11 protein-coding genes and 2 tRNA genes are annotated in these 12,493 nt (G+C 72.2%); 11 read left to right on the forward strand and 2 right to left on the reverse strand.

The genetic code is table 11. From position 1 onward, the window contains the following. The first annotated feature begins 154 nt into the window (after nucleotides 1–154). Together I601_RS11695 and I601_RS11700 are read left to right on the forward strand one after the other, a co-directional pair. Nucleotides 155–1,744 (forward strand): CHAP domain-containing protein, encoded by a 1,590-nt coding sequence (locus I601_RS11695; protein ID WP_169834697.1) that lies wholly within the window; start codon nucleotides 155–157, stop codon nucleotides 1,742–1,744. Nucleotides 1,745–1,782: 38 nt separating this feature from the next. Beyond that, nucleotides 1,783–2,385 carry a mycothiol-dependent nitroreductase Rv2466c family protein gene (locus I601_RS11700; protein WP_068109781.1) on the forward strand — a complete coding sequence of 201 codons (603 nt, stop codon included), beginning with the start codon at nucleotides 1,783–1,785 and terminating at the stop codon, nucleotides 2,383–2,385. Here the strand turns inward: I601_RS11700 and I601_RS11705 are convergent. Further along, nucleotides 2,378–3,658, reverse strand: a complete 1,281-nt coding sequence (locus tag I601_RS11705; RefSeq protein WP_157520110.1) for a DUF2254 domain-containing protein — start codon at nucleotides 3,656–3,658, stop codon at nucleotides 2,378–2,380. The genes I601_RS11700 and I601_RS11705 overlap by 8 nt on opposite strands. Before the next feature lie 103 nt (nucleotides 3,659–3,761). Between I601_RS11705 and I601_RS11710 the strand changes: the two genes are divergently transcribed. Next, complete coding sequence (locus I601_RS11710) at nucleotides 3,762–4,940, forward strand: N-acetylmuramoyl-L-alanine amidase (RefSeq protein WP_169834698.1); 1,179 nt, start codon at nucleotides 3,762–3,764, stop codon at nucleotides 4,938–4,940. Between the two features lie 34 nt (nucleotides 4,941–4,974). Beyond that, on the forward strand, nucleotides 4,975–6,771 hold the full coding sequence (gene metG / locus I601_RS11715; RefSeq protein WP_068109787.1) for a methionine--tRNA ligase: 1,797 nt from the start codon (nucleotides 4,975–4,977) through the stop codon (nucleotides 6,769–6,771). Between the two features lie 57 nt (nucleotides 6,772–6,828). Here metG and I601_RS11720 read toward each other — a convergent pair whose 3' ends face one another. Further along, nucleotides 6,829–7,164, reverse strand: a complete 336-nt coding sequence (locus I601_RS11720; protein WP_169834699.1) for a YrdB family protein — start codon at nucleotides 7,162–7,164, stop codon at nucleotides 6,829–6,831. Nucleotides 7,165–7,248: 84 nt separating this feature from the next. Here I601_RS11720 and I601_RS11725 point away from each other — a divergent pair, with 84 nt between their 5' ends. The 7 genes from I601_RS11725 to tig all read left to right on the forward strand — a co-directional run bounded on the left by I601_RS11725 (nucleotide 7,249) and on the right by tig (nucleotide 12,477). Then, entirely contained in the window at nucleotides 7,249–8,133 is an 885-nt protein-coding gene (locus I601_RS11725; protein WP_068109794.1) for an alpha/beta hydrolase, read from the forward strand. 37 nt (nucleotides 8,134–8,170) lie between these two features. Further along, a complete protein-coding gene (locus tag I601_RS11730) occupies nucleotides 8,171–8,692 on the forward strand; it encodes a ribose-5-phosphate isomerase (RefSeq protein ID WP_068109796.1) in 522 nt (173 codons plus the stop codon). Then, complete coding sequence (locus I601_RS11735; protein WP_068109799.1) at nucleotides 8,685–9,533, forward strand: Fpg/Nei family DNA glycosylase; 849 nt, start codon at nucleotides 8,685–8,687, stop codon at nucleotides 9,531–9,533. The genes I601_RS11730 and I601_RS11735 overlap by 8 nt, the downstream gene beginning before the upstream one ends. Before the next feature lie 25 nt (nucleotides 9,534–9,558). Next, nucleotides 9,559–10,662 carry a PP2C family protein-serine/threonine phosphatase gene (locus I601_RS11740; protein WP_068109802.1) on the forward strand — a complete coding sequence of 368 codons (1,104 nt, stop codon included), beginning with the start codon at nucleotides 9,559–9,561 and terminating at the stop codon, nucleotides 10,660–10,662. A gap of 136 nt (nucleotides 10,663–10,798) precedes the next feature. Next, nucleotides 10,799–10,872 (forward strand) — tRNA-Gly (locus tag I601_RS11745). Nucleotides 10,873–10,919: 47 nt separating this feature from the next. Then, nucleotides 10,920–10,992 (forward strand) — tRNA-Pro (locus I601_RS11750). 45 nt (nucleotides 10,993–11,037) lie between these two features. After that, nucleotides 11,038–12,477, forward strand: a complete 1,440-nt coding sequence (gene tig / locus I601_RS11755; RefSeq protein ID WP_068109805.1) for a trigger factor — start codon at nucleotides 11,038–11,040, stop codon at nucleotides 12,475–12,477. Nucleotides 12,478–12,493: the final 16 nt, after the last annotated feature.

Consider the following 12,493-nt stretch of genomic DNA (forward strand, 5'->3'; position numbering starts at 1 on the left):
TGCGCCGGATGAGCGCTCGTGGGACTCGTGGGACGAAAGTGAAAATAATTCACTCGACCGGCGTGTCGGTGCTTGACGTGGGGTTTAATCCCCACTCGTGATGATGACTCGGGATGCGCTCTGTGCCACCACGCGCCAGCGCTGCACACAGCTGGTGGGTCTCCTCGTCGCGCTGGTCGCGGCGCTCGTCGTGCTGCCGGCGGTGCCGGCCCAGGGGTACTCGACCTACCTGTGCACCGGCTACCAGGGCTGCCAGGACAAGGGCTACTCGCACGCCGGCTACCGCACGGCGGGCCAGCAGATGTGGTGGCGGATGTACGGCGGGCACAACTGCACCAACTACGTGGCCTACCGCCTGGTCCAGAACGGGATGCCGAACGAGCGCCCCTGGAGCGGCAGCGGCAACGCCACCAACTGGGGCGAGGCGATGTCGCACCTCGTCGACGACCAGCCCGTGGTCGGCGCCGTCGCGTGGTGGCGTGCGGGCACGCCCGGCGGCGGCTCCGTGGGCCACCTGGCCTACATCGAGGAGGTGGTCTCGCGCGACGAGATCATCGTCTCCGAGGACTCGTGGGGCGGCGACTTCCACTGGCGGCGCCTCACCAACACCGGCTCCGGCTGGCCGACCGGCTTCATCCACTTCAACGACAAGCAGATCGAGGCCGAGGAGGCGCCCGTCATCGCCGGGGACGCCGCGGTCGGCGAGACGCTGCGCGCCACCACCGGCAGCTGGAAGCCCGCGGGCACGACCCGCCTGCAGTGGTACGCCGGCAACTCGGCCATCGAGGGGGCCGACGGCCAGACCTTCACGCCGACCCCGGCCCAGCGGCGTACGCGGCTCTCGGTGGCGGTCGTGGCCACCAAGAAGGGCTACGCCGACGGCACGGCGACCTCGCAGCGCACCCGCAAGGTCAAGCCCGGCACCCTCACCACCACCAGCACCCCCGTGGTCAGTGGGACCGCGCAGGTCGACAAGGTCCTGACGGCGACGAAGGGCAGCTACGCGCCGGCCCCGGCGCGCACGTCCCTGCAGTGGTACGCCGACGGCGAGCCCGTCCCGGAGGCGACCACCGCCAAGCTGCGCCTCACGCCGGCGCTGGTCGGGGCCACCGTGGAGGTCCGCGAGAAGAGCACCCTCGAGGGCTACCGCGACCGCGTGGTCGCCGCCGACGCCGGACAGGTCGCGCCGGGCGTCTTCCAGGTCTCCGAGCCGTTCACGGTGGCCGGCAGGCACCGCCTCGGGGTGCGGCTCGAGGTGGCGCCCGGCACGTTCTCGCCGTCCGCCGACGACGTCACCTACACCTGGCTCCGCGACGGGAAGCCGGTCACCGGCAGCGCCGTCGGTGCCGGCGGGCGTCGCTTCGCGCTGACCGAGACCGACGTGGGCCGCCGGGTCGCGGTGCGCGTCGAGGTGGCGCGGGCCGGCTACGAGACGCTCACGAGCGAGCTCGGCGCGGAGGGCCCGGTCACCACCGGCTCCGACCTCGACGTCGTCGCCGAGGGCCGCAGGCGCAAGGTCCTCGTCGACGTCGCCGTCAGCGCGCCCGGGGTCGACGTCCCCGAGGGGCCGGTGCGGGTGCGGGTCGGCGACCGGGAGGTGGTCGGTGAGCTGAGCGAGGGCACGGTGCGCCTGCGGGTCACGAAGCTGAGCCCCGGCATGCAGCGCGTCCGGGTCCTCTACGAGGGCACGGAGGTCGTCCGCGGCTCCCGCGAGGTCGTGCGGGTCAGCGTGCCGCGCCGCTGAGGCGGAATAGCCGGACGCCCGGCGGGCTTGTCACGTCCATGACCTCCAAAGCCGATTTCTGGTTCGACCCGCTCTGCCCGTTCGCCTGGATCACCTCGCGGTGGATCCTCGAGGCCGAGAAGGTGCGTGACATCGAGGTCACCTGGCACGTGATGAGCCTGTCCTACCTCAACGAGGGCAAGGACGTGCCCGAGGACTACCGCGAGGCGCTCGTGAAGGGCTGGGGCCCGGTCCGGGTCGCCATGGCCACCTGGCAGCAGCACGGCCAGGACCAGCTGCTCCCGCTCTACACGGCGATGGGCACCCGCATCCACGACGACGGCCGCGGCATCTCCCGCGAGGTGGTCGTCGAGGCGCTGGCCGAGGTGGGCCTGCCCGACTCGCTGATCGACGCCTGGGACGACGCGTCGTACGACGACGACGTGAAGACCTCGCACCACGCGGGCATGGACCAGGTCGGCGACGAGGTCGGCACGCCCACCATCGCCATCGACGGCACCGCCTTCTTCGGCCCCGTGCTGACCTCGATCCCACGCGGCGAGACCGCTGGCAAGGTGTGGGACGGCGCCGTGCTGCTCGCGTCGTACCCCTACTTCTTCGAGCTCAAGCGCTCGCGGTCGGCACCGCTGGACTTCAGCTAGCCGCTGGGCCCGCGGCGCCGGCGAGCTGGTGCTGCTTGGCCACGATCGTCTGGCGGTGCTCGGGCGAGGCGTCGACCTCGAGGTCGTCGAGCATCTCGCGCAGCCGCCGCGGCACCTGGATGCTGTCGCGGCCCCAGTGCGCGATCTCGTCGACGGCGAGGTCGAGCAGGGTCGAGAACGTCGGTTCCCGGGTGACCACCCGGGGCATGCCCTCGGCGTCGATGTGAACCGGGTAGGGGTCGCGCGCGGTCGACATCCGGTGCAGCAGGTCGTGCAGCTGGTCCACGACCTGGATCGCGGTCGTCGGGTCGTTGATGCCGGGGGAGAGCGCTCGCTCCGCGATGTCGACCAGGCGCCGCAGCCCGAACGAGATGTCCTGCTGCAGCGACCGGTCACGGGCGAGGTCGACGTGGCGGTGCAGGGCCTCGTCCCAGCCGGTGGGCGGTCCGGCGCCGTGGACCATCGCGAGCGGCCGGCCCTCGACGATGAACGTGCCCAGCGGGTGCAGGATCTCGATGCGGGCGTCGTTGCGGACCGCGAGGGTGCGCAGGTCGCCCAGGTCGAGCGCGTCCAGGTAGCCGCTGCGCGGCGCGACCACGACGTGCTGGTGGCCCAGGTCGGGCAGGTCGGGGCGCCCCTCGGCCCGGCCCTCGTCGGCGCGCTGCGCCCGAGCCAGCATGGTGCGCGTCTCCTCCGCGCCCCGGTGGAGCACGTTGGAGACCCCCACCGAGGCGGTGATGTGGTTGATGAAGGCCAGGAACATCGCGACCGCGCCCACCACGAACAGGAAGGACAGCGTCACCGCCACCTGGGGGACGGGGTCGCCGCCGATGTCGGCCAGCGAGCGGAGCACGGTGAGGGCGTAGACGAACGAGGCGGTGAACACGCCCAGCGTGTGCTGGGTGACACGGTCCTCGAGGAAGGTCTGCAGCACGCGCGGGGAGAACTGGCTGCTCGCCAGCTGCAGCACGACCATGGTGTTGGAGAAGACCAGGCCGGTCACCGAGATCATCGCGCCCGCGATCGTCGAGAGGACGCTGCGCGCGCCCTCCACGTCGCCGGGGAAGAAGTAGGGCAGCAGCGCGTCCGGCACCAGCCCGTCCACCCGGGGCGCCAGGAGCCCGAGCGTGACGGCGAACAGCGACCACAGCGCCGGGACCACCCAGAACGGCCGCAGCATCGTGCGCAGTCGACGCGCGAGGGTGCTCTGTCCACCCGGTTCGACGCTGCTCGTCGCAGGCACGGGGGTGCGGTGCATCGGGGGTGTGCTCACCGGCCATTCCTACCGTGCCCGGGGGTGGCTGCGGCCCCCGACAGGCGGGGAAGGCCGGGTCAGCGGATCGACACTGTGGCTGATGTGACGCATGATGTTGGAGATGTCTAGTCCAGAGATGCAGCGTCGCGCCCTCGTGACGACTGCGGCGGCCCTCGCCGCCGGACCCGCTCTCGGGGTCCTGGCCGGCCCTGCCGCGAGCGCCCGCGCCGGCGGCGTGGCCTCCCACGAGATCGCCCTGGACGGGCGGCGGCTGGCGTCCAGCGGCCGGGGCCGCTGGGCCACCGGTCGCCTCGACACCGCGGCGTACCGGATGCTCGCCGCGACGTGGACCGGCCCGGCCCCCACGCTGCGCGTGCGCACCCGCAGCAGCGGGCGCTGGTCCCCGTGGCAGGTGCTGCGGGTCCTCCACGACGGGCCCGACCGCACCAGTGGCGAGGGCAGCGGCCGCGCGGGCACCGACCCGCTGTGGGTGGCGGAGTCCGACGCCGTCGAGGTCGTCGTGGTCGGCCGCCGCCCCGACGACCTGCGCCTGGTGCTGATCCACCCCGGGAAGCGGGGCGAGGACGAGCGCGCCACCGGGTCGATCCCGGCGGGACGGGCGTTCGCCGAGGACGACAGCGGCGAGGTCGACGAGACCGGGAGCGGCCGGAAGCGGGCGCGACGCTCACCCCGGCCGCGGCTGCTGAGCCGCGGGGACTGGGGCGCCGACGAGTCCTGGCGCGACGGCAGGCCCGTCATGTGCCGCACCATCCAGCAGGTCCACGTGCACCACACCGCCAGCGGCAACGACTACAGCCGCGGCGACGTCGCCGGGATGATCCGCGGGATGTACCGCTACCACACGCAGTCGTTGGGCTGGTCCGACATCGGCTACAACTTCCTCGTCGACAAGTTCGGCCGCACCTGGGTCGGCCGCGCCGGCGGTCCTGGTCGGCCCGTGCGGGGCGCGCACACGTTGGGCTTCAACAACACCTCGATGGGCGTCGCGGTCATCGGCAACTTCGAGAGCGGGAAGGTGACCCCGCGCACCGTGACGGCGCTGGTGAAGCTGGCGGCCTGGAAGCTCGACAAGTACGGCCGCCGTCCCTCCGGCAAGGTCCGGGTCTACTCGACGGGCAGCGACAGGTACTCCAAGGGCTGGGTGCGGCTGCGCGTGATCGACGGGCACCGTGACACCAACGACACCGCGTGCCCCGGCCAGGCGCTCTACGCCAAGCTCCCGACCATCCGACGCCGCACCCGCAAGCGGGCCAAGAAGTACGGCGGCACCGGCCGCTGAGGTGACGCCCGGGGGTCACTCCTAGGATCCCCCCATGAGCAGAGTCCTCTCCGCAGTCGCCTGGCCGTATGCCAACGGTCCGCGCCACATCGGCCACGTGGCCGGTTTCGGCGTGCCCTCCGACGTGTTCAGCCGGTACATGCGGATGGCGGGCCACGACGTGCTCATGGTCTCCGGGTCCGACGAGCACGGCACCCCGATCCTGATCGCGGCCGACGAGGCCGGGGTGAGCCCCCAGGAGCTGGCCGACAAGAACCACCGCATCATCGCCGAGGACCTCGCGGCGCTCGGGTGCACCTACGACCTGTACACCCGCACCACCACGCCCAACCACCACGCCGTGGTGCAGGAGCTGTTCACGGGGGTGCACGCCAACGGCTACTTCGTCGAGCAGACCACCCACGGGGCCATCTCGCCCTCCACCGGACGCACGCTGCCCGACCGCTACATCGAGGGCACCTGCCCGATCTGCGGCGCCGGCGGGGCCCGCGGCGACCAGTGCGACACCTGCGGCAACCAGCTAGACCCGGCCGACCTGATCGACCCGGTCTCCAAGATCAACGGCGAGACGCCGGAGTTCATCGAGACCCAGCACTTCTTCCTCGACCTGCCGGCGCTGGCCGAGGCGCTGGGGGAGTGGCTCGACGAGCGTGAGGCGACCGGGCTGTGGCGGCCCAACGTCATCCGCTTCAGCCAGAACATCCTCAAGGAGATCCGTCCGCGCGCGATGACGCGCGACATCGACTGGGGCATCGCGGTGCCGCTCGACGGGTGGCGCGAGCAGCCGACGAAGAAGCTCTACGTCTGGTTCGACGCGGTGATCGGCTACCTCTCCGCCTCCATCGAGTGGGCCCGGCGCACCGGCGACCCGGAGGCCTGGCGCCAGTGGTGGAACGACCCCGAGGCGCTGTCCTACTACTTCATGGGCAAGGACAACATCACCTTCCACTCCCAGATCTGGCCGGCCGAGCTGCTGGCCTACTCCGGCAAGGGCGACCGCGGTGGCGAGGTCCACACCTACGGCGAGCTCAACCTGCCGACCGAGGTGGTCTCCTCGGAGTTCCTGACCATGGAGGGGAAGAAGTTCTCCTCCTCCAAGAAGGTCGTCATCTACGTCCGCGACCTGCTCAGCCGCTACCAGCCCGACGCGTTCCGCTTCTTCGTCGCCTCCGCGGGGCCGGAGAACCAGGACTCCGACTTCACCTGGGCCGAGTTCGTGCGCCGCACCAACGACGAGCTGGTCGCGGGCTGGGGCAACCTGGTCAACCGCACCGCGACGCTGATCGCCAAGAACTTCGGTGAGCTCCCGGCCGCCGGGGCGCTGGAGCCCCAGGACGAGGAGGTGCTGGCCGCCGCCGAGGCCGCGTTCGGCACCGTGGGCGACCTGATCGCCCGGCACCGCCAGAAGGCGGCCATCTCGGAGGCCATGCGCGTCGTCGGCCTCGTGAACAAGTACGTCTCCGACTCCGAGCCGTGGAAGCTCAAGGGCGACGACCAGCGCGAGCGGCTCGCCACGATCCTGCACGTGGTCGCCCAGTGCGTGGCCGACCTCAACCTCGTCCTCGCCCCGTTCCTGCCGTTCTCCGCCAACGCGGTGGACCGGGCCCTGGGCGGCACGGGCGAGATCGCCCCGATGCCGCGCATCGAGGAGGTCGAGGACCTCGACGGCGGCCCCGGCTACCCGGTCATCACCGGCGACTACACCACCGCGCCGTCCTGGCAGCGGCACCCGATCGTCGTCGGCACCCCCGTCGGCAAGCCGACCCCTGTCTTCACCAAGCTCGACCCCGAGGTCGCCGAGGAGGAGGTCGCCCGGCTGGCCGACGCCTGAGCCGGCCGAGCAGTCACTTCTGCACCATCGAGCGGTCGCTCTTGCACCACCGACAGGTCAGAGCCGCTCCTGCTGCCGACGTACGTCGGGGTGCCGCGCCGCGACGTGGACGACGACCACCAGGATGGCGAGCGTGCCGCCGGCCACGGGGTGGCTGGTGAGCACCAGCGCGACCACGGCGCCCGTGAAGACCAGCGTCTTGACGGCGGGGGTGAGCACGGCGCCGCGCCACCGCGCGCGGGGCGAGGCCGTCAGCGCCCACAGCGTGACGACGAGCAGCGGGAGTGCCCACACCCACAGCCAGCCCGGGGACAGCGCCCAGCCGAGCACGGCGTACGCCGCCCAGGCGAGCAGCTCGACGACGAAGAGGAGCGCCAGCACCGACCAGGCCATCAGCACAGTCTGCGCCCCGTGACCAAGGTGCATAACTGACTGGTCGGTGGTTCAGAAGTGACTGCTCGGCAGTAGGTTGCGGGCGTGCTCTACCCACAGTCCCGCCGTTCGCTCGAGGCCGCGGCGCTGACCCCGAAGGTCTTCGACGCCGACTTCGACATCGCCGAGTCGCGCCGCCAGGCACGTGACCTCGCCGCCGGCCAGCCCCGCGAGGACGTCGAGCAGGTCCTCGACCTCGACGCCGACGGGGTGCGCTGCCGCCTGTACCGGCCGCACGACGCCCGCGAGGGGGTGCTGGTGCACCTGCACGGGGGCGGCTTCGTCTTCCACGACATCGACGTCCACGACGCCGCGGCCCGCCGGCTGGCCAACCGCAGCGAGGTGGCGGTGCTCAGCGTCGACTACCGCCGCCCGCCCGAGCACCGCTTCCCGGCAGCGCCCGACGACGTCGACACCGTGCTGCGCTGGCTGGGCCGCGAGGGCGCGTCGTACGACCTCGGCGGTCCGCTCTACGCGCACGGCGACAGCGCGGGCGGCAACCTCGCGCTGGTCGCCGCGCTGCGCCACCCCGGCCGCTTCCGGGCGCTCGCGCTGGTCTACCCGTTCCTGGACCCCGAGGCCGGCTTCGAGAGCTACCGCACGGCCGCGGACGGCTTCGACCCGCGGGAGGCCGCGTGGTACTGGCAGCAGTACGCCGCCACCGCGGACGACCTCCAGCACCCCGACCTCGCGCCGCTGCGCTCGGACCGGCTGTGGACGCTGCCGCCGACCCTGGTCACCACCGCCGAGCACGACCCGCTCCGCGACGAGGGTGAGCACCTCGCCGCGCTGCTGGCCGACGCCGGCGTCGCGGTCGTCGGGACCCGCTACCTCGGGCAGCTGCACGGCTTCTGGCGGCACCCGGAGGTCTTCGACGCCGCGGAGCCGATGACCCGTCAGGTGGCGGCCTTCCTGGCCATGTACCCCTGAGCACGCCCGGGTCCCGGGTTCTGGGAGGATCGCCCCCATGCGCGTGCACCTCGGTTCCGACCATGCCGGACTCGACCTCAAGGCCCACCTCGTCGAGTGGCTCGGCGAGCACGGGTACGAGGCCGTCGACCACGGCCCCTTCGTCTACGACGCCGTCGACGACTACCCCGTCTTCTGCCTGCGCGCCGCCGAGGCCGTGGCCCGCGAGCGCGCCGCCGGGCAGGACTCCATGGGCGTGGTGATCGGCGGGTCCGGCAACGGCGAGCAGATGGCGGCCAACAAGGTCACCGGCATCCGCTGCGCCCTCGCGTGGTCGGAGGAGACCGCGAAGCTGGCCCGCGACCACAACGACGCCCAGATGGTCTCGGTCGGCGGTCGGATGCACAGCCTCGAGGACATGACCCGCTTCGTCGAGGTCTTCCTGGCCGAGCCCTTCAGCGGTGACGAGCGGCACGTGCGCCGCATCGGCCAGCTCACGTCGTACGACGAGACGTCGGTGCTGCCGCCGCTGCCGGCCTCGGCCCAGGGGCTGGGCCCCGACGCGGGGCTCGATGCCTGAGGGGCACACCCTCCACCGGCTCGCCGGCCACCTCGACGACGCGTTCGCGGGCCGCCGGCTCGAGGTGTCCAGCCCCCAGGGTCGCTTCGCCGGGTCCGCGGCCCAGCTCGACGGGCAGCCCCTCGAGCACGCCGAGGCCTGGGGCAAGCACCTCTTCCTCGACTTCCCCGGGGAGCGGTACGTCCACGTGCACCTCGGCCTCTACGGCAGGTTCGACGTGCACGCCGACGCCGAGGACGTGCCCGCACCCGTCGGCCAGGTCCGCCTGCGCCTGAGCGCCGCCGACGCCCGCGGTCGTGCGTACGCCGATCTGCGCGGGGCCACCGCGTGCGAGCTGCTGACCGGGCCCCAGCGCGACCAGGTCGTCGCCCGGCTGGGACCGGATCCGCTGCGGGCCGACGCCGACCCCGACCGCGCCTGGGCGCGCATCAGCCGCAGCCGGACCTCCATCGGCGCCCTGCTGATGGACCAGTCGGTGCTGGCCGGCGTCGGCAACGTCTACCGCGCCGAGCTCCTCTTCCGGCACCGCCTCGACCCGCAGCGCCCGGGCCGGACCCTGCGGGTCGGTCAGTGGCGCGCCATGTGGGACGACCTGGTCGAGCTGATGGCCGAGGGGGTGCGCACCGGTCGCATCGACACCGTGCGTCCCGAGCACACCCCGGAGGCGATGGGTCGGGCGCCGCGTCGCGACGACCACGGGGGAGAGGTCTACGTCTACCGCCGCCACGCCCAGCCGTGCCTGGTCTGCGGTCGAGCGGTGCGCACCACCGAGATGGCCGGGCGCAACCTCTTCTGGTGCAGCCGATGCCAACCCGCCTTCCGGTCGCGAGCCCTACGATGAGCCTGCCTCGAGGGAAGGGTTGGCGATGAGCGCGGTGTTCGACCACTCCGAGCCGGGTACGGCGTCGGCGACCGTCGAGCGGCTGCGGCTGGCCTGGCGGCGCGGGCGCATCGGTCAGTTCCGCACCGCCGCCCTGCTGTGCCTGCTCGCCCTCGCGCTCGTGGTCGGGGTGGCGCTGGTGCCCGAGGTCTTCCCCATCACGTCCCTGATGGTGCCGCTGCTGCTCGGGAGCCTGGTGCTCAACCCGCGCCAGCTGCCGTGGTTCGTGGGCTGGATCGTCGTGATGGCCGCCATCACGCTGGCTCTCCAGGAGGAGCGCACCGGGCGGCTGGTGGCGGCCGGCGTGATCGAGCTCCTGATGGCCGCGATCGTCCTGGCCACGGCCTTCCGGCGCGGGCGCCTGGGCGTGGCGGGCAACACCGGCGAGTCGATGTTCGTGGACCTGCGCGACCGGCTGCTCAACCAGGGCGGCATCCCGGACCTGCCCGCCGGGTGGCACGTCGAGGCCGCGCTGCACTCGGCCTCCGGCACCCCGTTCGCCGGCGACTTCCTGGTCGCGACGATCCTCGACGACGACACCCGCCTCGAGGTCGTCGTCGTCGACGTGTCGGGCAAGGGCGACGCGGCCGGCACCCGTGCCCTGCTGCTCTCCGGTGCGTTCGGCGGCATGCTCGGCGCCCTGGCTCCCGAGGACTTCCTGGGGGCCGCCAACGACTACCTGATGCGCCAGGGGTGGGACGAGGGCTTCGCCACCGCGGTGCACCTCTCCCTCGACCTGCGCAGCGGCGCCTTCCAGGTGCGCAGCGCCGGTCACCCGCCGGCGGTGCAGCGCCACGCCGGGTCGGGGCGCTGGGCGGTGCTGCCCAGCGCGGGCCCGGTGCTCGGCCTGCTCGACCGCGCCGACTTCGAGGTCGCCTGCGGGGCGCTGGACCACGGCGACGCCGTGCTGCTCTACACCGACGGCATGGTCGAGCGCCCGCGCCGCGACATCGAGATGGGCCTGGACCGGATGCTCGGCCAGGCCGAGACCCTGCTGCACGGCAGCTTCGTCGGCTCCGCCGACCGCCTCGTCGAGGCGCTCGGTTCGCGTGACGACGACCGCGCCATGGTGGTGGTCCACCGCCGCTGAGGGCGGTCCGACCCGCGGCGCCGGTTGTGGCTGCGCAGGCCCGGTGTGGCACGATTCAGGGGTCCAGGGGAGCCGCCACCTGCGCGCCCGCCGTGACCACGGTCCGGGGGTACACGGGGGCGGAGCCCCTGTGCGTGCGGATGTAGCTCAATGGTAGAGCCCCAGTCTTCCAAACTGGCTACGCGGGTTCGATTCCCGTCATCCGCTCCAGGGAGTCCTCGGCGGCGTCGCGACGCGAGCCGGAGGGGACGCTTTGGCGGGGCGTAGCGTAGTGGCTAGCGCGCCTGCTTTGGGAGCAGGAGACCGCAGGTTCGAGTCCTGTCGCCCCGACGTACCAGTGCCGGAAACAATCACCGAACCATGAGGAGACACCCTGTGAAGAGCGCCGTCGAGACCTTGAGCCCGACCCGGGCCAAGCTGACCGTCGAGGTGCCCTTCGAGGAGCTCAAGCCGAGCCTCGACGCGGCGTACAAGGCCATCGCCCAGCAGATCAACGTCCCCGGCTTCCGCCGCGGCAAGGTCCCGCCGGGCGTCATCGACCGTCAGGTCGGGCGAGGCGCCGTCCTCGACCAGGCCATCAACGACGCGCTTCCCAAGAAGTACGTCGAGGCCCTGCAGGAGAACTCCCTCGAGCCCCTGGCCCAGCCCGAGATCGAGGTGACGAAGCTCGAGGACAACGAGCTCATCGAGTTCACCGCCGAGGTCGACGTCAAGCCGCAGATCGACCTGCCGGCCTACGAGGGCCTCGAGGCCCAGGTCGAGGACATCGAGATCAGCGACGAGGACGTCGACGAGCAGGTCGCGGCGCTGCGTGAGCGCTTCGGCACCCTGGCCGACGTCGAGCGCGCTGCTGCCGAGGGCGACTTCGTCGTGCTCGACCTGAAGGCCATGAAGGACGGCGAGGTGCTCGAGGGCGCCGAGGTCACCGGCATGAGCTACCAGGTCGGCAAGGGCGGCATGATCGACGGCCTCGACGAGGCCCTCGTGGGCATGTCGGCCGGCGACGAGAAGACCTTCACCTCCAGCCTCGTCGGCGGCGACCTCGTCGGCGAAGAGGTCGAGGTGGCCGTCTCGGTCAGCCAGGTCCAGGAGCAGGAGCTCCCCGAGCTCGACGACGAGTTCGCGCAGCTGGCCTCGGAGTTCGACACCTCCGACGAGCTCGTGGCCGACGTCCGCAAGCGCCTGGGCAACGGCAAGCGCCTCGAGCAGGCCGCCGAGGCCCGCGACGCGGTGCTGGAGGCCCTCCTCGAGAAGGTCACCGTCCCGCTGCCGGAGTCGATGGTCACCGACGAGCTCAACGCTCGCCGCCAGAACATCGAGCAGCAGCTGGTGATGGCCGGCATCTCGATGGAGAAGTACCTCGAGGACGAGGAGCAGACCCAGGAGGAGTTCGAGTCCGAGCTCGACCGCCGGGTCCGCGACGCCGTCGCCGCGCAGTTCCTGCTCGACGAGATCGCGAAGAAGGAGGAGCTCGGCGTCGACCAGCAGGAGCTCTCCCAGCACCTGATCCGTCGCGCCCAGCAGTCCGGCCAGGACCCGCAGGAGTTCGCGAACCACATGTTCGAGCACAACCACATCCCGGACCTCGTCCAGGAGATCCTGCGCGGCAAGGCGCTGGCCGTGCTCGTCGAGTCCGCGACCGTCAAGGACGCCTCCGGCGAGGTGCTCGAGCTGAAGAACCTGCAGCCCGACGGCACCATCATGGAGACCCCGGCCGAGGACAGCACCGAGGAGCCCGCCGACGAGGCGCCTTCCGAGGACGCCGCCGAGGACAGCACCGAGGACAGCACCGAGGACGCGGCCGACAAGGCCTGAGCCACCTCGGCACCGC

It is taken from the genome of Nocardioides dokdonensis FR1436 (assembly GCF_001653335.1).
In the GTDB taxonomy this organism is placed as follows: Bacteria; Actinomycetota; Actinomycetes; order Propionibacteriales; family Nocardioidaceae; genus Nocardioides; species Nocardioides dokdonensis.